We start from the raw sequence: 18,729 nt of genomic DNA, 5'->3' as shown, positions 1-18,729 counted from the left end.
ACCCATGCCGGGCCGGTGGATTATCTCCAATGCGTCCGGCGACGCGGCGAGCGGCCGGACCGTCGTGGGCCGGACAGTAAACTCGCCCCGGTATCAGAAACACGCGACAGCGAGAAGAGAGAGTCATGGCCGGACACAGCAAATGGGCGAACATCCAGCATCGGAAGGGGCGCCAGGACGAGAAGCGGGGCAAGCTCTGGACCCGCGCCATCCGTGAGATCACGGTGGCCGCGCGCACCGGCGGCGGCGACCTCAGCGCCAACCCGCGGCTGCGGCTGGCGGTGGAGAAGGCCAAGGCGGTCAACCTGCCGGCCGATACCGTCAAGCGCAACATCGACAAGGCCACCGGCAACCTCGAGGGCGTGAGCTACGAGGAGATCCGCTACGAGGGCTACGGCATCGGCGGCGCGGCCATCATCGTCGACACCATGACCGACAACCGCGTGCGCACCGTGGCCGAGGTCCGCCACGCGTTCAGCAAGTACGGCGGCAACATGGGCACCGAGGGCTCGGTGTCGTTCCAGTTCAAGCACTGCGGCCAGTTCGTCTTCGCGCCCGGCACCGACGAGGACAAGGTCATGGAGGTCGCGCTCGAGGCCGGCGCCGAGGACGTCGTGACCGGCGAGGACGGCGCGATCGAGGTGCTGACGGCCGTGGCCGACTTCGAGGCCGTCAAGAACGCCCTGGAGGCCGCCGGCCTCGTGCCCGAACTGGCCGAGGTGACCATGCGCGCCGAGAACACCATCGAACTCGCGGGCGAGGAGGGCGCGCGCATGCAGCGCCTGCTCGACGTCATCGAAGACCTGGACGACGTCCAGGACGTCTTCCACAACGCCGCGATATCGGAATGACGGGGAGCGAACCATGAAAGTCCTCGTGATCGGCGGCGGTGGCCGCGAACATGCGCTGGCCTGGCGGCTGTCGCAGTCCCAGCGGGTGTCCCGCCTCTACCTCGCGCCGGGCAACGGCGGCACGGCGCTCGACCGGCGCTTCGAGAACGTCGACATCACCGATGTCGTCGCGTTGCGCGAGTGGGCGCAGAAGGAGCGGATCGCGCTTACGGTCGTCGGCCCCGAGGCGCCGCTGGCCGCCGGCGTGGTCGACGAGTTCCGCGCCCACGGCCTGCGCATCTTCGGCCCCACGAAGGCGGCGGCGCAACTGGAGAGCTCCAAGGCCTTCTCCAAGGCGTTCATGAAGCGCCACCGGATCCCGACGGCCGCTTACGAAACCTTCACCGACGCCGCCGCGGCCCATGCCTACGTCGACGCCCGAGGCGCCCCGATCGTCGTCAAGGCCGACGGCCTGGCCGCCGGCAAGGGCGTGGTCGTGGCCACGACCCTGCAGGAAGCGCACGAGGCGATCGACTTCATGCTGGTGGACAACAAGTTCGGCGTCTCGCACAACGCCGGCGCCGACGGCCAGGCCGTGCCGCGCGTGGTCATCGAGGAGTTCCTGCAGGGCGAGGAAGCCAGCTTCATCGTGCTGTGCGACGGCCGCAACGTGACCGCGCTGGCGACCAGCCAGGACCACAAGCGCCTGCTCGCCGGTGACGAGGGCCCCAACACCGGCGGCATGGGCGCCTACTCGCCGGCGCCGGTGGTGACGGCCGAAGTCCATGCCCGCGCCATGCGCGAGATCATCCTGCCGACCGTGCGCGGCATGGAGAAGGACGGCATCCCCTTCACCGGCTTCCTCTACGCCGGCCTGATGATCGACGCGACCGGGCATCCCAAGACGCTCGAATTCAACTGCCGCATGGGCGACCCCGAGACGCAGCCGATCATGATGCGGCTCAAGTCCGACCTGTTCGAGCTGTTCTGGCACGCCACCGACGGCACGCTCGACACCGTCGACCTCGAATGGGATCGCCGCGTCGCGCTGGGCGTAGTGCTGGCCGCGCACGGCTATCCGGAAGCGCCGCGCAAGGGCGACGTCGTCCGCAACCTGCCGCCCGAGGCGCCCGACGCGGTCGTCTTCCATGCCGGCACCACTCTGGCCGACGGCGAACTCAGGACCAGCGGCGGGCGCGTGCTGTGCGTGACCGTGCTGGCCGACAACGTCCGCCTGGCGCAGCAGCGCGCCTACGAAGTCGCCGCGCGCATCCAGTTCGACGGCGTGCAGTACCGCCGCGACATCGGGCACCGCGCGCTCCAGGCCCGCGGCAACGGCTGATGCAGGCCGATCCGGCGGCGGTCGGCGACTACCTGCGCGGTCTGCAGCAGCGCATCGTCGGCGCCGTCGAGGCGGCCGACGGCGCCGTCGCCGTGCGCGACGCCTGGGAGAAGCCGCCCGGGGAGCCCTTGCAGGGCAGCGGCCTGACCTGCATCCTCGAAGGTGGCGCGCTGTTCGAGCGCGCCGGCTGCGGTTTCTCGCAGGTGCGCGGCCCCCGGCTGCCGCCCTCGGCGACGCAGCACCGCCCCGAACTCGCCGGCGCGCCCTTCGAGGCGATGGGCGTGTCGCTCGTCTTCCACCCGCGCAATCCCTACGTGCCGATCGTCCACATGAACGTGCGCATGCTCGCGGCGCTGCCCGCCGAGGGAGCGCCCGTGTGCTGGTTCGGCGGCGGGCTCGACCTGACGCCGATCTACGGCTTCGAGGAGGACGCGACGCATTTCCACCGCACCTGCCGCGAGGCACTGTCGCCCTTCGGCGCGGACAAGTACCCCCGCTTCAAGACATGGTGCGACGAGTACTTCTTCCTGAAGCACCGCAACGAGCAGCGCGGCGTCGGCGGCATCTTCTTCGACGATTTCTCGGAGCTGGGCTTCGAGGACAGCTTCGCCATGCTGCGCGCGGTCGGCGACGCGCTGCTGCCGGCCTACCTGCCCATCGTCGAGCGGCGCCGCGACATGCCCCATGGCGAGCGCGAGCGCGGATTCCAGCTCTACCGGCGCGGCCGCTACGTGGAATTCAACCTCGTGTGGGACCGCGGCACGCACTTCGGCCTGCAGTCCGGCGGTCGCACCGAGTCGATCCTGCTGTCGATGCCGCCACTGGCGAGCTGGGCCTACCGCAGCGAACCGGTGCCCGGCACGCCGGAAGCCGCGCTCTACAGCGACTTCATCGTGCGGCGCGAATGGGCATGACCCGGCGGCGCGTGGGCGTCTTCGGCGGCGCGTTCGACCCGCCGCACGTCACCCACGTCGCGCTGGCGCGGGCGGCCATGGCCCAGCGCGATCTCGACGCGTTGCGCATCTTTCCCACCGGCCACCCATGGCACAAGGCGCGCGTCCTGAGCGCCGCCGCGCACCGCATCGCGATGGCCGAGCTGGCGTTCGGCGACATCGCGGGCGTGGTCGTCGATCCCCGCGAAACCCTGCGCGCAGGCCCGACCTACACCCTCGACACCCTGCAGGAACTGCAGTCCGAGCAGCCCGACGCCGAGCTGGTGCTGATCATGGGCAGCGACCAGGCCCGGGCGTTGCCGGGCTGGCACGGCTGGCGGGAGATTGTCTCGGCCGCCGTCGTGTGCGTCGCCGAGCGACTAGAATCCGCCCCCTCCGTCGTCGCGGCCGAGCCGGCAGGCTCATCCACCCGGCCCGCGTCGCGTTTCGATCCCGCGATGCTGCCCGGCCTGCCTGCCGGAGCCCGCTTCGAGTTCCTGGAACTCCCGCCGGTGGCCACCAGCGCCACCGACATCCGAGCCCGCCTGGCGCGGCACCAGCGCATCACCGGTCTGGTTCCGCCAGCGGTTGAACGCTATATTGAACAACACCACCTCTACGCCCCCCCGCCTGATGACCACTGAAGCCGCCGCCAAGAAAGACACCCACAAGCTCCAGCGAGCCATCATCGACGGGCTCGAAGACGTCAAGGCGCAGGACATCCAGGTTTTCGACACCGAGCATCTGTCCCCGCTGTTCGAGCGCGTGATCGTCGCCTCGGGCACCTCGAACCGCCAGACCAAGGCGCTCGCCGCCAGCGTGCGCGACGCCGTGCGCGAGGCGGGCTTCCCCAAGCCGCGTACCGAGGGCGAGGACAACGGCGAATGGATCATCGTGGACTGCGGCGCCGCGGTCGCGCACATCATGCAGCCGGCGATCCGCCAGTACTACCACCTGGAGGAGATCTGGGGCGACAAGCCGGTGCGCCTGAAGCTGGGCGCCGCCAAGCCGGCCGCCGCCAGCGCCGAAGAGACCGCGCCCGCGAAGAAGCAGCCCGCCGCGGCCAAGACCCTGCGCCGCGCCAGCGCCGCCAAGACCGCCATCCGCGAGGCCGAACAGGTCGCCAAGGCCGAGAAGGCCGAACGTGCCCGCCCGGCCGCCCGCAAGACCGCGGCACGCAAGCCGGCCGCCGCGTCGTCGGCGCCGGCTCGCAAGCGCGCGGCAACGGCTTCCGCCGCTCCGGCCGCACCCGCCCGCAAGCGCGTGGCGGCGCCCGGGAGCGCATCCACGGCATCGGCCACGACGGCCGACCCGGCCACCCTCGCGGCACCGGCCAAGCGCACGACGAAGGCTGCCGGCACGGCCGCGCCGGCCAAGACGCCCGTCAAGGTCATCGGCAAGCCGGCCGCCCGCAAGGCCACGTCCGCCAAGGGCGCGGCCGCCAAGACCACCGCCGCGCCGCGCAAGGCACCGGCGCGCAAGGCCGCTCCGCGCAACCCATGAGGCTGCTGGTGGTCGCGGTCGGGCAACGCATGCCCGACTGGGCGCAGACCGCCTGGGACGACTACGCCAAGCGCTTCCCGCCCGAACTCAAACTGGAACTGCGCGCCGTCAAGACCGAGCCGCGCGGATCCAAGACGCTGGAGACCCTCTACGCCGCCGAGCGCGAGCGCATCGAGGGCGCCATCGCCCGCAACATGCGCATCGTGGCGCTGGACGAGCGCGGCACCGCGCTCACCACCAAGGCCCTGGCCGCGCGCCTGCAGGCCTGGCAGGGCGAGGGCGACGACGTCGCGCTGGTGATCGGCGGCCCCGACGGGCTCGACCCGGCCTTCAAGGCCGCCGCGCACGAGCGCATCCGCCTGTCCGACCTGACCCTGCCGCACGCCATGGCGCGCGTGCTGCTGGTCGAGCAGCTCTATCGCGCCTGGTCGGTCAATGCCGGTCACCCGTACCACCGCGAATAGGCGGATGCCCGCAATGCCCGGCGGCGGGACGGGCGCAGCATCGTCGTCGTCCGACATGCCATGAATTCCATGATCGCCATGCCCTTCATTTATCTCGCCTCGCAAAGTCCGCGCCGAGCCCAACTGCTCGACCAGCTCGGCGTGCGCCACGAACTCCTGCTGGCCGGTCCCGACGAGGACGCCGAGGCGCTCGAGGCCGTGCGTCCGGGCGAATCGCCCGGCGCCTACGTGCAGCGCGTCACCGCCCTCAAGCTCGACGCGGCGGTCGAGCGCCATCGGCGCCGGGGCCTGGCGGCCGCGCCGATCCTGTGCGCCGACACCACCGTCGCGCTCGGCCGTGCCATCCTCGGCAAGCCGGCGGACGCGGCCGACGCGCGGCGCATGCTCTCGCGCCTGTCGGGCGCCACGCACCGCGTGCTGACCGCCGTGGCGCTGCAGCACGGACCCCACCGCCACGCCGCGCTCCAGGTCTCGCGCGTGCGCTTCGCCGCGCTGTCGGACGCCGAGATCGTCGCCTACGCCGCCGGCGGCGAGCCGATGGGCAAGGCCGGCGCCTACGCGATCCAGGGCCGCGCGGGCGCTTTCGTCGAACACATCGCCGGCTCCCATTCGGGCATCATGGGACTGCCCCTCCACGAGACCGCGCGGCTGCTCCGGCAGGCCGGTTTCACGACCTGACCGCCCACGCGCCCACGCCATGCAAGACATCCTGATCAACTGGTCGCCCCAGGAAACCCGCGTCGCGCTGGTCGAGCACGGGGCGGTGCAGGAGCTGCACGTCGAGCGCACGCTGGAGCGCGGCCTGGTGGGCAACGTCTACCTGGGCAAGGTCTCGCGCGTGCTGCCGGGCATGCAGTCGGCCTTCATCGACATCGGCCTGGAGCGCACCGCGTTTCTGCACGTGGCCGACATCGTGGCGCCGTTCACGCCGGGCTCGCGGCCGTCGACGCAGGTGCCCGAGCGCGACCACCGCGGCCAGGCCACGACCGTGGTGCCGATCGAGAAGCAGGTCTTCGAGGGCCAGGCGCTGCTGGTGCAGGTGATCAAGGACCCCATCGGCACCAAGGGCGCGCGGCTGTCGACGCAGATCAGCATCGCCGGGCGGCTCCTGGTGTTCCTGCCGCAGGACAACCACATCGGCGTCTCGCAGAAGATTCCCGGCGACCTGCGCGACGCATTGCGCGCGCGGCTGCAGGTGCTCATCGACGCTGCGGCGGTGGCCGACGCCGCCGGTGCGCCGCCCGGTCCCACCGGCGGCTTCATCCTGCGCACCAACGGCGAGGATTCCTCCGACGCCGAGCTGGCCGAGGACATCGCCTACCTGCGCAAGACCTGGTCGCGCATCCGCGACCGCTCCACGCGCCTGCCGCCGGTGTCGCTGCTGCACCAGGACCTGAGCCTGCTGCAGCGCGTGCTGCGCGACCTGACGACCGAGGAGACGCAGACCATCCGCATCGACTCGCGCGAGCAGTTCGAGGCGCTGAGCGCCTTCGGCGCCGAGTTCATGCCGCAGGCCGTGGCGCGGCTGCAGCTCTACAAGGGCGAGCGGCCGATCTTCGACCTCTGTTCGATCGACGAGGAGATCGTCAAGGCGCTCGGGCGGCGAGTCGACCTGAAGTCGGGCGGCTACCTGGTGGTCGACCAGACCGAGGCGCTGACCACCATCGACGTCAACACCGGCGGCTTCGTCGGCGCACGCAACTTCGACGACACCATCTTCAAGACCAACCTGGAAGCGGCGCAGGCCATCGCGCGGCAGCTGCGGCTGCGCAACCTGGGCGGCATCGTGATCGTCGACTTCATCGACATGGCGCGCGAGCACCACCGCGAGCAGGTGCTGGCCGAGTTCAGAAAGCAGCTGGCGCGCGACCGCGTGAAGACCAGCGCCGGCGGCTTCTCGCCGCTCGGGCTGGTCGAGATGACGCGCAAGCGCACCCGCGAATCGCTCGCCCACATGCTGTGCGAGCCCTGCGTGGCGTGCGGTGGCCAGGGCATCGTCAAGACCGCGCGCAGCGCCGCCTACGACGTGATGCGCGAGATCCTGCGCGAGGCACGGCAGTTCACGCCGCGCGAGTTCCGCATCGTCGCCGCGCCGCAGGTGATCGAACTGCTGCTCGACGAGGAGAGCCAGCACCTGGCCGGTTTGAGCGACTTCATCGGCAAGCCGATCTCGCTGCAGTCGGAGCCGGCGATGGGGCAGGGCCAGTTCGACATCGTGTTGCTCTGACTCGCCCCCAGGCTCGCGCACTTCGTGTCGCGGCGCCCACCCCCTTCCGGGGGCAACGCCGGCGGCCGGGCTGAGCCCGTTCCGCGGCGTTCCTGACTCGCCTTCGGGCTTGCGCATTTCGTGTCGCGGCGACCACCCCCGTCGGGGGCAACGCCGGCGGCCGGGCTGAGTCCGTTCCGCGGTTCGGTTCCGGCTGGGCGCGGCTACACTCCGGGCGTCGAAATGGCAGGCTCGGTCTGGGTAGGCCCGGGCCCTTTCCCGATCCGGGAAAGCACTTTCCGCGCCGCGCAGGCGCGGTACCCGACAGTCCCGCGCCGCCGTGCGCTTTGCGGGCCTGATCGGTGCCATCGACGGCGATGTCGCTCCATCGGGCCTTCTCCCAGGAGCCCTTCCATGACCGTCGCCGATCCCTCCAGACCCCTCGTTCTCGTCCATCTCGCCACCGGCGTGCAGGGCAGCGCCGTCGTGCGCGCCGCGCTGGCGCGCGGGTTCCCGGTCCGGGCGCTGGTGCGCGACCGCGCCCGGGCGCCCGCGTTCCCGGCGGATCGCGTCGAATTCGTCGAGGGCGATCTCGACGACCCGGCCTCCCTGCACGCGGCCAGCGCGGGCATCGGCCACGCCGTGCTCCAGGTGCCCACCGGACCCGCCGAGACGATGGCCATGCGGGCGCGGCACGCGGCGTCCGCGTGCGTCGCGGCGGGCCTGCGCCACGTCGTGCTCAGGCTCGCCAGCGCCAGCCGGGCCGCGCCGTGCGCGGAGCCGAGCTTCGTGGGCAATGCCCGGGTCGAGGACGCGCTGCGGCAGGTCGGCCTGGCGTTCGCCGCCGTGCGGCCCACGATGTACCTCGACAACCTGCTCAAGCCCTCGGTGCGCGACGAGATCGCCGGCAGCGGCGTCTTCGCCCCGCCCGTCGACTCCGCGCAGCGCATCGCCTGGACCTGCGTGGACGACTGCGCCCGCGCGGCGATCGCGTTGATGGAACGAGGCGCCACCGGCGACCACCGCATCGCGGGTCCGCGCGGCCTGACCGGCGACGAACTCGCGGCGTGCCTCTCCGAGGGCCTGGGGCGCCGCGTCGCCTACCGGGCGCAGCCGATCGATGCCTTCGAGCGCGAGGTCGATGCCGCGATGGGTGCGGGCACGGGGCGCCGGGTGGCCTCCAAGTTCCGCTATTTCGCTCGCCATCCCGAGGAGGCCGATGCGATCCTCGCGAGACCGTTCGAACGTCAGGTCGGCTTGGCCGGCTTCCAGCCCACGGACGTGGCGACGTGGGCACGCCGGCACCGGCACGACTTCGTCGACGGTGCCGAAAGCGCGTAGCGCTACGCGTCCACGCCGACGAGCGCCAGGCCGTCGTCGCAGGCCTGCCGCAGCGTGGCGGCGAAGCGCATCGGAATGCCGAAGGCTTTCTCCGCCAGCGCCGACCGGGCGGCCAGGGCCGTGCGCCGCGCGTCGTCGGCCTCGACGCCGATCACGGCCTTGCAGCAGGCGCCCAGTGCCTGCTTGTTGTGCTTGAGCCAGATGCCCCGGCGCTTGCGGTCTTCGTGCGCTTCCTCCGCGCGCGCTCGGGGCTGTATCAACACGAAGGCCTCGCCATGGGCGACGAGCGCCTCCATCTCGCGCTCCCACCGGGCCGCGTAGCCGGGCGAGACGTCGCCGTGCGCCAGCACCAACGGGAAGCGCGAGACGTCGTGAAGGGTGAAATCTGCCGGATTCAAGGTCATGGTGTGTTCCTGCAAGGACGTTCGAAGGATCGGTGGTTCGAGGAATTCAGGCCCGCCGGCCCAGGCGCAGCGAGATCAGCCCGCACGTCAGCGCCAGGCCCGCGGCGACGAGGAAGGCGGCATGGCTGCCGGCCAGCGAGGCGCTGCGCGCGTCGATGCCCGCGGACTGCATCCGCGCGACCGCACCGGCCAGCGTGGCGAGCGCGGCCACCCCCAGCGCGCCGCCCAGCTGGCGCGCGGTGTTGGCCAGTCCCGAGGCCAGGCCGGCGTCCTCCATCGGCACGCCCGAGGTCACCGCGTGCGTGGCCGCCAGGATCAGCAGGCCCAGGCCGGTGCCCACCAGCAGCGTCGGACCCAGCACGTGCCGCGCGAACGCCGCCTGGACGGGCAGCCCGCCCAGCCAGGCCAGTCCCGCGGCGGCGGCCAGGGCACCCCACAGCGGCAGGTGCCGGACGGTGCCCGCGCCCATGGCTTTCGTGAACAGCAGCCGCACGGCCGCCAGCGCCAGGCCCATCGGCAGCAGGGCCAGTCCCGTCTCGCGCGCGCCGTAGCCCGCCACCTGCTGCAGGGTGATGGAGAGCAGGTAGATCGACGCCGCCAGCAGTGCGCCCAGGCACAGCATCAGCAGGTTGCCCGCGGCCAGGCCGGGCAGCCGGAAGATCGACAGGCGCAGCAGCGGACTGGCGCTGCGCCGCTCGATGGCGACGAACAGCGCGAACAGGCCCAGTGCGAGCACCAGCGCGCCCATCACGATCGGCGAGCCCCAGCCCCGCGCGATCGATTGCGTGATGCCGTAGACCAGCAGGGCGCTGCCCAGCGTAGACGCCAGCGCGCCGGGCACGTCCAGCCGGGGCCGGGGCACGCCGGCCGACGGCGCCAGCAGGCTGGCGGCGATGCCCGCCATCAGCGCCAGCCCGACCGGAACGTTGACGAACATCACCCAGCGCCAGCCCGCGCCCTCGGTGAGCAGGCCGCCGATGACCACGCCCAGCGCGAAGCCGGCCGAGTTCAGCGCCGCCCACAGCGACAGCGCGCTGGTGCGTGCCTGCCTGTCGTGGTGCGTCGCGGCCATCACCAGCGTCATGGAGGATGTCGCCAGCACCGCCGCGCCGACGCCCTGCACGGCGCGCGCCGCCAGCAGCAGCGCGGCGCCCGAGGCCAGGCCGCCGGCCAGGCTGGACAGCGTGAAGAGGAACAGGCCGGCCAGCAGCACCGGCCGCCGCCCGTAGAGGTCGCCCGCGCGTGCCGCCAGCAGCATGCAGCCGCCGAAGCTCAGCAGGTAGGCGTCGATCACCCACTGCTGGGCCTCGTGCGACAGCCGCAGGTCGTGTCGCATCGCGGGCAGGGCCACGTTCACGATGGAGCCGTCCATGACCACCATGAAGGAGGCGAGGGAGGCCATGGCGACGACGAGCCATGGCGGCAGGTGGGCGCGCAGCAGGGGCGCGGGGGCGGGCGGTGCGGCGGTGCGCATGGAAGGACTCCGGTGGTTCGAGAGGATCCAGTGTCCGGGCGGACCGGGTGATGCTGATAACGTCGTATGGACGTAAAACAATGGAATCCGGCCATGTCCGCAACCCGCGCGCCCGCCGCCGTCCCCGGCTCCGCCGTCTCGCCCAACGCGGCGCTGTTCGAACTCAGCGAACGGGCGGACGGCCCGGCACTGATCGCCGTCCGGGGCAGCGCGCAGATCGACAGCGAGTTCCAGCTCGGCACGCGCGAGACCGCCTGGCACCGTCACCTGCGCGGCCAGCTCTTCTGCATCGAGAACGGCCTGGTGCACGTGCGCACCCGGCAGGGTTCGTGGCTGCTGCCGCCGCACCGCGCCGGTTGGGTGCCGCCGGGCATGCCGCACATGGCCAGCATCAGCGGGGTGATGAGCGGCTGGAACGTGCTGGTGACGCCCGAGGCCGCGCGGGGGCTGCCCGCCGAGCCTTGCGTCGTGGGCGTGAGCGAGCTGTTGCGCGCGCTGGTGCGCCGCGCGGTCGGCTGGAGCGGCCAGGACCGGCTCACCGCCGCGCAGCGCCGGGTGACGGCCGTGCTGCTCGACGAGCTGCGCGACGCGCCCCGCGAGCCGCTGCACCTGCCCATGCCGACCGACCGGCGCCTGCTGCGCATCGCCGATGCCGTGCTGCGGGCACCCGGCGATGCGCGCACGCTCGACGCGTGGGCCGCCTGGGCGGGGCTGTCGCCCCGCAGCCTCACCCGCCTGTGCCAGGCCGAGCTGGGCATGAGCTTCGCGCAGTGGCGCCAGCAGGCGGGGCTGGTCCATGCGCTCGAGGCCCTGGCCCGGGGCGCATCGGTGGCCGGCGTGTCGGACGCGCTGGGCTACGCCACGCCGAGCAACTTCATCGCGATGTTCCGGCGCGCGTTCGGCGAATCGCCGGCCCGGTACTTCGCGAAGCGCGCGGCGCCGCACCCCGACCGATAGGCCCGGGCGCGTCGGCCGCCCACCGGAGCGGTTCGCGCCGCGGCGAAGGCGTCAGAGCGTCGGTGTCCGGCCGGCCGGCGTGGCGCGCACGGCGTTGTTCTGCAGCCGCGCGTAGAGCCCGTCGAGCGCCATGAGCTGCGCGTGCGAGCCCTGTTCGGCGATGCGGCCGCGCTCCATCACCACGATGCGGTCGGCATGCTGGATGGTGCTCAGGCGGTGCGCGACGATCAGCGTGGTGCGGCTCTGCATCAGGCGCTGAAGGGCGTCCTGCACCAGCCGTTCCGACTCGGTGTCGAGCGCCGAGGTGGCCTCGTCGAGCAGCAGCACCGGGGCGTCCTTGTAGAGCGCGCGGGCGATGGCCAGACGCTGGCGCTGGCCGCCGGAGAGCTGCGTCGCGTTGTGGCCGAGCACCGTGTCGATGCCCTGCGGCAGGCCCGCGACGTGATCGGCCAGGTTGGCCGCGGCGACGCAGCGCGCGACGCGCTCGCGGTCGACGGCCGCGCCCAGCGCCACGTTGGCCGCGAGCGTGTCGTTGAGCATCACCACGTCCTGGCTGACCATGGCGAACTGGGCGCGCAGGCCGGCCAAGCGCCAGTCCGGCAGCGCGTGGCCGTCGAGGCGCAGTTCGCCGGCGCTCGGCAGCACGAAGCGCGGCAGCAGGTTGACCAGCGTGCTCTTGCCCGACCCCGACGGCCCGACGAAGGCCACGATCTCGCCCGGCGCGATGTCCAGGCTGACGCCGTCGAGCGCATGGCCCTCGTCCTCGCCGCGGTAACGCACCCGCACGTCGCGCAGTTCGATCCGCCCTGTGGCGCGTTCGAGCGTGAAGCCGCCCCCGGACTCCGAGGGCACGTCGTCGACCAGTGCCAGTCCGCGCTCCAATGCCGCCAGGCCGCGCGTGATCGGGTTGGCCATGTCGGCGAGGCGGCGGATCGGCGCGATGAGCATCAGCATGGCGGTGATGTAGGCGACGAAGCCGCCCACCGTCAGTCCCTGCTCGCTGCTCTGCCAGAGGGCGATCATCACCACCACCGACAGCGCCACGGCGGCCAGCAGCTGGGTCAGCGGCGTCATGGCGGCCGAGGCGATGGTCGACTTGACGGCCAGGCGGTTGAGCGTGCGGCTCAGGCGCTCGAAGCGCTCGGCCTGGGCGGCCTCGGCGCCGTGCAGGCGCACCACCCGGTGGGCCAGCACGTTCTCTTCGACGACGTAGGCGAGGTCGTCGGTGGCCGTCTGGCCCAGTCGCGTGAGGTGGTAGAGGCGCTTGGAAAGCACCTTCATGATCCACGCCACGCCCGGCACCAGCAGGCCGACGATGAGGGTCAGCTTCCAGTTCAGGTAGATCAGGTAGCCCAGCAGCGCCACCAGCGTGAAGCCGTCGCGCGACAGCCCGAGCAGGGCCTGCACCAGCAGCATCGAGCCGGTCTGCACCTCGTAGACCACGGTGTTGGACAGCGTGCTGGCCGACTGCTTGGAGAACAGCGCCAGCTCCGCCGCCAGCAGGCGCTCGAACAGCATGCGGCGCAGGCGCTGCATGCCCTCGTTGGCGATGCGCGCCAAGGCGTACTGCGACACGAACTGCGCCAGACCGCGCACCGCGAACAGGCCGACGATGGCCGCCGGCACCATCCACAGGGCCAACTGGCCGCGTGTGAAGCCGCGGTCGAGCAGGGGTTTGAGGAGCGCCGGCATCAGCGGTTCGGTGACGGCGGCGAGGAGGGCGGCGCCCAGGGCGAGCGCCCACCAGCGCCGCGAGCCTCCGAACCAGGTCATCAGGCGGGCGAGGCGGCGGGTCAGGGGAGGCCGCGCGGCGTCGCCAGGGGGGGAAGGAGGCATGGCGGCGGATTCTAAAGGCGCCTTCCGCGCGCGCCGGACGTGCCATCCGGTCCCGCGAGACGCGCTGCTGCTGCCGGGGCGCCACGCCCGGTGTGTACCATGTCGCCTGCTCCCGACCGGTGAAACTTTGTTGCCGGCAACCTCTCCGAACCGCATGAACAAGCCGCTGCCCGATCCCTCCCGCACCCTTTCTTCATCGTTCCTCGCCCGCCGTGGCCTCGTCGCCGCCATGGCGGCCTCCCCCCTGGTTCCCGCGCTCGCCCAGTTCCGGGTCGAGGTCTCGGGCGTGGGGCTGACGCAGCTGCCGATCGCCCTGGCGCCCTTCAAGGGCCAGGACGCGTCGCCGCAGAAGATCTCCACCATCGTGCAGGCCGACCTCGAGCGCAGCGGCCAGTTCCGCGGCGTCGACGCCTCGGGTCAGGCGCTTGACGAGTCCTCCCGCCCCGACCTCACCCTGTGGCGCCAGCGCACGGCCGACTCGCTGGTGGTGGGCAGCGTGAACCGGCTCGCCGACGGCCGCTACGACGTGCGCTTCCGGCTGTGGGACGTGGTCCGCGGCCAGGACCTCGGCGGCCAGAGCTACACCGTGCCCCAGGGCGACCTGCGCCTGGCCTCGCACCGCATCGCCGACTACGTCTACGAGAAGCTCACGGGGGAGAAAGGCATCTTCTCGACCCGCATCGCCTACGTCACCAAGAACGGCGGGCGCTACAACCTCTGGGTCGCCGACGCCGACGGCGAGAACTCGCAGGCCGCGCTGGCGAGCCCGGAACCCATCATCTCGCCCGTGTGGTCGTCCAACGGCGGCCAGCTCGCCTACGTGTCCTTCGAGTCGCGCAAGCCGGTGGTCTACGTGCACAACGTGGCGAGCGGGCAGCGTCGGCTGCTGGCGAACTTCCGCGGCTCCAACAGCGCGCCGGCCTGGGCGCCGGACGGCGCCTCGCTGGCCGTCACGCTCAGCCGCGACGGCGGCTCGCAGCTCTTCACCATCCCGGCCGGCGGCGGCGAGCCCAGGCGCCTGACGCAGAGCAACAGCATCGACACCGAGCCGGTGTTCTCGGCCGACGGCGGCACCATCTATTTCGTCAGCGACCGGGGCGGCGCGCCCCAGATCTACAAGATGGGCAGCAGCGGCGGCACGCCCACGCGCGTCACGTTCAGCGGCACTTACAACATCTCGCCTTCCATCAGCGGCGACGGCCGGTGGTTGGCCTACATCTCGCGCGTCGGCGGGGCCTTCAAACTGCACGTCATGGAACTGGCGACGGGCAACGTCGCCGCCATCACCGACACGAGTGCCGACGAGAATCCGAGCTTCGCGCCCAACAGCAAGCTGATCGTCTACGCGACGCAACTGCAGGGCCGCGAAGCGCTGATGACCACCACGCTCGACGGCAAGATCAAGGCCCGACTGGCAGGGCAGGCCGGCGACATCCGGGAGCCGGACTGGGGTCCGTTCCAAAAGCAATGATTCATAAGAGGAGTTCGAAATGTTGAAACGTACGATCTATTCGCTCGCCATCGTGGCGCTCATCGCCGGTTGCTCGTCGGGCACCAAGCTCAACGACACGCCGGTGGTCGATCGCGTCGGCGGCATGGCCGGCCAGGGCAGTGGCAGCGGCGGTGCCGCCAGCGGCGTGGCACCGGTCACCATCGATCCCAACGCGCAGAACGCGGCCGGCCCGGTGGGCGTGGCGCGCATCGTGTACTTCGACTACGACAGCTACACCGTCAAGCCCGAGTACCAGTCGCTCATCGACGGCCATGCGCGCTTCCTGAAGGCCAATGCCCAGCGTCGCGTGTCCATCGAAGGCCACACCGACGATCGGGGCGGCCGCGAATACAACCTCGCGCTGGGCCAGAAGCGTTCCGAAGCCGTGCGTCGCGCCCTGACGTTGCTCGGGGTCAACGACGCCCAGATCGAAGCCGTCAGCTTCGGCAAGGAAAAGCCCTCGGTCCAGGGCGGCGGCGAATCCGCCTGGGCCCAGAACCGCCGCGCCGAGATCAGCTACCGTTGATGATGCACGGCACCCCTTTGAGCTGGAAGCGCGCGGCCCTGGCCGCCGCGCTGTTCTGCGCCTCGCTGGGTGCGAACGCCGCGCTGTTCGAGGACGACGAAGCGCGGCGCGCCATCCTCGACCTGCGCCAGCGCGTCGAGGCGCAGCGTGTGCAGACCGAGCAGCGCCTGACCGACGAGAACGCCCAGTTGCGGCGCAGCCTGCTCGACCTGCAGACACAGATCGAGGCCATGCGCGGTGATTTGGCACGCATGACCGGGCAGAACGAGCAGCTCACGCGTTCGGTGTCCGAGGTCCAGCAGCGCCAGACCGACGTCGACGAGCGGCTGCGCAAGACCGAGCCGTCGAAGATCACGGTCGACGGCCGCGAGTTCACCGCCGACCCGCGCGAGAAGGCCGAGTTCGATGCGGCGCTCGGCGTGTTCCGCTCCGGACAGTTCGCTCAGGCACAGACCGCGTTCGCCGATTTCGTGAAGCGCTATCCGCAGAGCGGCTACAACGCGTCGGCCCTGTTCTGGCTGGGCAATGCCCAGTATGCGACGCGCAACTACAACGAGGCGATCGCCAATTTCCGTTCCATGCTGTCGCTGGCGCCCGATCACGCCAAGGCGCCCGAGGCGGTGCTGTCGATCGCGAACTGCCAGATCGAATTGAAGGACACGCGCGCCGCGCGCCGGACGCTGGAAGACCTGACCAAGGCCTATCCCCAGTCCGAGGCGGCACAGGCGGGTCGCGAACGCCTGTCGCGGCTCAAGTGACGAGACCTCCGCATGGTCGATGCAGCCGGCGTTGAAGACGCCCTGGCCACGACGGCATCGTCCTTGCCGTCGAAGACTTCCGACAGCGTCGCGGACCCCGCCCGGCGGTTCGGCGGGCTCGAGCGGCTGTACGGCGTGCCGGGTGCCACGGCCATCCGTGCCGCGCACGTCATGGTGGTCGGCATCGGTGGTGTGGGTTCGTGGAGCGTCGAGGCGCTGGCGCGCTGCGGCGTCGAGCGCCTGACGCTGATCGACCTCGATCACATCGCCGAATCCAACATCAACCGGCAGATCCATGCCCTGGACTCGACGATCGGCCAGGCCAAGGTCGAAGCCATGCGGGACCGCATCGGCGGCATCAATCCGGACTGCCGGGTGCTGGCGATCGACGATTTCGTCGAACCAGCCAACTGGTTGGCACTGGTGCGATCGGCCGAGGAGGCGCAAGGGCCCATCGATGCCGTGATCGACGCTTGCGACCAGTTGAAGGCGAAGCTGGTGATGAGCCAATGGGCGCGTGGCCATCGATCGACGGCCTACGTCACCGTCGGCGCGGCGGGGGGTAAGCGACACGCGCACCGGGTGGAGATCGACGATCTCTCCGTGGTCACGCACGACCCGCTGCTGGCGCAGTTGCGTCATCGCCTCCGCAAGGAACACGGCGCGCCGCGCGATGGCAAGAAGATCAAGCTCGCCTGCGTCTTCAGCCGCGAAAGCGTGGCCGGACCGGACGCATCCTGCGCGGTCGAGGGCGATGGAACGCTGAACTGCAGCGGCTACGGCTCGGTGGTCAGCGTGACGGCCACTTTCGGCCAATGCGCGGCCGGATGGATCGTGGACAGGATCGCCTCGGCGAAGACGCTATAATCGCAGGCTTTGCCGGACTCGACGCTGGCGAAAATCAGAAGTCAGTCGGATTGCTCCTCGGTGATCCACGGGACGTTAGCTCAGTTGGTAGAGCAGCGGACTTTTAATCCGTTTGTCGTGGGTTCGACCCCCGCACGTCCCACCAACAACCCGAAGGGTCAGCCGGCCGATGCCCGCTGACCCTTTGTCTTTGGATCTGTGGCCTGATTGCCACCACACCGACATCGCAAGCGTGCATGCTTCGTGGTCATGGGTCGACCCTGTCAGGGCTTCCAGCGAGTGAACCACTCCGTCGCAGGAGGCTCCAAGGGTCTCGCATGAGGAAGCGGTTGCTTGCAAACCCGCCGATTGTGGGACGTTGTGCGACAAAGTAGCAATTTTTGTTTACATTTAAAACATAAAATTACGCGTGCCGTGATCGGCGTTCCTCTTTTCCAAGTCACCGAAACATTCAATCACGTATGTCTGCCGAGAGAAAAAAACTGCTGATCATCGGCTCCACGCAGGGCGTCTACGGGGGCATCGAAGCCTTCATGATGGCCGTGGCCGAGGCCGCCCAGAAGTGGCCGGAACTCGACGTGAAGGTGTGTTTCAAGCTGGTCAAGGGAGTCCAGGCCGACGAGCACATCGTCAGCATGGCACGCAAATACTGCCACTCGGTGCATTTCGTCCGCCGCGGTTCGCGCGAACTGATGAATCTCGTGCGGTGGGCCGACATCGTCCATGCGCAGAACATGCCGCCCGACATCGTGATTCCTGCCTTCCTGAAGCGCAAGAAGATCCTGCTGACGGTGCACAACAAGAAATTCCCGCAGGCGAGTCTTCATCGGTTGATGTGGGGTCTCACGATCCGGTTGGCCGACAAGCGATGGTTCAACTCCAATTTCGTCTGGAACACCTGGGAGCCCGGCGAGAAGGACAAGAACAGCGCCTGCATCCCGACGGTGTGCCGCTTTCCGGATGAATACGTTCCACCGCGAGACCGCAAGGGTTTTCTCTTCGTCGGTCGCTGGATCGAGAACAAGGGCCTCGAGGAACTGATCCAGGCCTACAAATCGATCGACAACCCGGAGTGGCCCCTGACGATCCTGGGCGATGGCCCTCTGCACGATCGCGTGCACGGCCTGATCGAGAAGACGGGTGTGGAGAACGTCACCCTGCCTGGCTTCGTGAGCGACAAGACCAAGCAGCAAATGATCGCCTCGTGCAAGTGGCTGCTGGCGCCGGCCAAGACCCAGGAGGACCTGGGACTGACGCCGATCGAGGCCCGTTGCGCGGGGGTTCCTTCCATCGTGACCCGCGACGGAGGGCTGCCCGAGTCAGGTGGCCGGGCCGCTCTGGTGGCGGAGCCGGGGAATGTCCAGGATCTGGCGCAGCGCATGAACGAGGCTATCCGCATGAGCGAGGAAGCCTATGCGAAGCGGAGCGCGTTGGCCAAGGCGTCGCTCGCCGAGTTCCTGAAACCGATGGAGTTCTACCGGAAAGCCTACGAGTGAGACGAAGGCTCAGGCCGCCAGATCGTCGATGCCCGACATCGACACGGAAGTCGTGAGCGACGTCACGATGCCGATGGCACTGGCCCTGAGCAACTCCTGCTTGATGGCGTTCTGGAGACGGTGACGAGCGGAGTTCGGCTGATCGTGGTCGTACTCCTCGTCGAGCTCGCAATGAAGGTAGTAGTCGACTTGCGCCATGAGGCGGTCGACCGAGGCGGCAAGCTCTGTGTTGTTCATCCGATATCTCTGTTGTTGAGCTTGGTAAGTCCTTCGTCAATGCCCGCTTGACGAACTGAATTCA

General features: G+C 70.3%; 19 protein-coding genes and 1 tRNA gene. 16 read left to right on the top strand and 4 right to left on the bottom strand.

Features of this window, described 5'->3' with window-relative positions:
• Nucleotides 1-125 precede the first annotated feature (125 nt).
• The 9 genes from ABID77_RS03740 (at nt 126) to ABID77_RS03700 (ending at nt 8,618) form a co-directional block, all read left to right on the top strand.
• The gene (locus ABID77_RS03740) at nt 126-851 is read left to right on the top strand and encodes a YebC/PmpR family DNA-binding transcriptional regulator (protein WP_429591059.1); all 726 of its coding nucleotides are present in this window, start codon (nt 126-128) and stop codon (nt 849-851) included.
• Between the two features lie 13 nt (nt 852-864).
• Nucleotides 865-2,172 carry a phosphoribosylamine--glycine ligase gene (gene purD, locus ABID77_RS03735; protein ID WP_429591056.1) on the top strand — a complete coding sequence of 436 codons (1,308 nt, stop codon included), beginning with the start codon at nt 865-867 and terminating at the stop codon, nt 2,170-2,172.
• Nucleotides 2,172-3,086 (top strand): oxygen-dependent coproporphyrinogen oxidase, encoded by a 915-nt coding sequence (gene hemF, locus ABID77_RS03730; RefSeq protein ID WP_429591053.1) that lies wholly within the window; start codon nt 2,172-2,174, stop codon nt 3,084-3,086. Before purD ends, hemF begins: the two co-directional genes overlap by 1 nt.
• Nucleotides 3,083-3,748, top strand: a complete 666-nt coding sequence (nadD, locus tag ABID77_RS03725) for a nicotinate (nicotinamide) nucleotide adenylyltransferase (protein ID WP_429591050.1) — start codon at nt 3,083-3,085, stop codon at nt 3,746-3,748. The genes hemF and nadD overlap by 4 nt, the downstream gene beginning before the upstream one ends.
• Entirely contained in the window at nt 3,738-4,607 is an 870-nt protein-coding gene (gene rsfS / locus ABID77_RS03720) for a ribosome silencing factor (protein ID WP_429591047.1), read from the top strand. Before nadD ends, rsfS begins: the two co-directional genes overlap by 11 nt.
• Nucleotides 4,604-5,071: a 23S rRNA (pseudouridine(1915)-N(3))-methyltransferase RlmH gene (gene rlmH, locus ABID77_RS03715; RefSeq protein ID WP_429591044.1), complete on the top strand. Its 468-nt coding sequence runs from the start codon at nt 4,604-4,606 to the stop codon at nt 5,069-5,071. Before rsfS ends, rlmH begins: the two co-directional genes overlap by 4 nt.
• Nucleotides 5,072-5,140: 69 nt before the next feature.
• Nucleotides 5,141-5,749: a Maf family protein gene (locus tag ABID77_RS03710; protein WP_429593267.1), complete on the top strand. Its 609-nt coding sequence runs from the start codon at nt 5,141-5,143 to the stop codon at nt 5,747-5,749.
• Nucleotides 5,750-5,768: 19 nt separating this feature from the next.
• Nucleotides 5,769-7,298 carry a ribonuclease G gene (rng, locus tag ABID77_RS03705; protein ID WP_429591041.1) on the top strand — a complete coding sequence of 510 codons (1,530 nt, stop codon included), beginning with the start codon at nt 5,769-5,771 and terminating at the stop codon, nt 7,296-7,298.
• A 393-nt stretch (nt 7,299-7,691) separates the two neighbouring features.
• Nucleotides 7,692-8,618, top strand: a complete 927-nt coding sequence (locus ABID77_RS03700; RefSeq protein WP_429591038.1) for an SDR family oxidoreductase — start codon at nt 7,692-7,694, stop codon at nt 8,616-8,618.
• A 2-nt stretch (nt 8,619-8,620) separates the two neighbouring features.
• On the opposite strand, the gene ABID77_RS03695 is transcribed toward ABID77_RS03700, so the two are convergent.
• Nucleotides 8,621-9,022, bottom strand: a complete 402-nt coding sequence (locus ABID77_RS03695) for a hypothetical protein (RefSeq protein WP_429591035.1) — start codon at nt 9,020-9,022, stop codon at nt 8,621-8,623.
• A gap of 46 nt (nt 9,023-9,068) precedes the next feature.
• On the bottom strand, nt 9,069-10,496 hold the full coding sequence (locus ABID77_RS03690) for an MFS transporter (RefSeq protein ID WP_429591032.1): 1,428 nt from the start codon (nt 10,494-10,496) through the stop codon (nt 9,069-9,071).
• Between the two features lie 93 nt (nt 10,497-10,589).
• Between ABID77_RS03690 and ABID77_RS03685 the strand changes: the two genes are divergently transcribed.
• The gene (locus ABID77_RS03685) at nt 10,590-11,453 is read left to right on the top strand and encodes an AraC family transcriptional regulator (RefSeq protein WP_429591029.1); all 864 of its coding nucleotides are present in this window, start codon (nt 10,590-10,592) and stop codon (nt 11,451-11,453) included.
• Nucleotides 11,454-11,504: 51 nt separating this feature from the next.
• On the opposite strand, the gene msbA is transcribed toward ABID77_RS03685, so the two are convergent.
• Complete coding sequence (msbA, locus tag ABID77_RS03680) at nt 11,505-13,289, bottom strand: lipid A export permease/ATP-binding protein MsbA (RefSeq protein ID WP_429591026.1); 1,785 nt, start codon at nt 13,287-13,289, stop codon at nt 11,505-11,507.
• A gap of 229 nt (nt 13,290-13,518) precedes the next feature.
• Between msbA and tolB the strand changes: the two genes are divergently transcribed.
• From tolB to ABID77_RS03650, 6 genes are all read left to right on the top strand, one after another.
• Nucleotides 13,519-14,760, top strand: a complete 1,242-nt coding sequence (gene tolB / locus ABID77_RS03675) for a Tol-Pal system beta propeller repeat protein TolB (protein WP_429593264.1) — start codon at nt 13,519-13,521, stop codon at nt 14,758-14,760.
• A 19-nt stretch (nt 14,761-14,779) separates the two neighbouring features.
• Nucleotides 14,780-15,307 (top strand): peptidoglycan-associated lipoprotein Pal, encoded by a 528-nt coding sequence (gene pal, locus ABID77_RS03670; RefSeq protein ID WP_429591023.1) that lies wholly within the window; start codon nt 14,780-14,782, stop codon nt 15,305-15,307.
• On the top strand, nt 15,307-16,065 hold the full coding sequence (ybgF, locus tag ABID77_RS03665; RefSeq protein WP_429591020.1) for a tol-pal system protein YbgF: 759 nt from the start codon (nt 15,307-15,309) through the stop codon (nt 16,063-16,065). Before pal ends, ybgF begins: the two co-directional genes overlap by 1 nt.
• Nucleotides 16,066-16,077: 12 nt before the next feature.
• A complete protein-coding gene (locus tag ABID77_RS03660) occupies nt 16,078-16,932 on the top strand; it encodes a tRNA threonylcarbamoyladenosine dehydratase (protein ID WP_429591017.1) in 855 nt (284 codons plus the stop codon).
• A gap of 69 nt (nt 16,933-17,001) precedes the next feature.
• Nucleotides 17,002-17,077: transfer RNA gene (locus ABID77_RS03655), tRNA-Lys, on the top strand.
• A 316-nt stretch (nt 17,078-17,393) separates the two neighbouring features.
• A complete protein-coding gene (locus tag ABID77_RS03650; RefSeq protein ID WP_429591014.1) occupies nt 17,394-18,428 on the top strand; it encodes a glycosyltransferase family 4 protein in 1,035 nt (344 codons plus the stop codon).
• 9 nt (nt 18,429-18,437) lie between these two features.
• On the opposite strand, the gene ABID77_RS03645 is transcribed toward ABID77_RS03650, so the two are convergent.
• The gene (locus ABID77_RS03645) at nt 18,438-18,665 is read right to left on the bottom strand and encodes a hypothetical protein (protein WP_429591011.1); all 228 of its coding nucleotides are present in this window, start codon (nt 18,663-18,665) and stop codon (nt 18,438-18,440) included.
• Nucleotides 18,666-18,729: the final 64 nt, after the last annotated feature.

It is taken from the genome of Variovorax sp. PvP013 (assembly GCF_050435945.1).
GTDB lineage: Bacteria > Pseudomonadota > Gammaproteobacteria > Burkholderiales > Burkholderiaceae_C > Variovorax.
The sequence above is the reverse complement of the archived record's forward strand: the minus strand, read 5'-3'. Positions and strand labels throughout refer to the sequence as shown.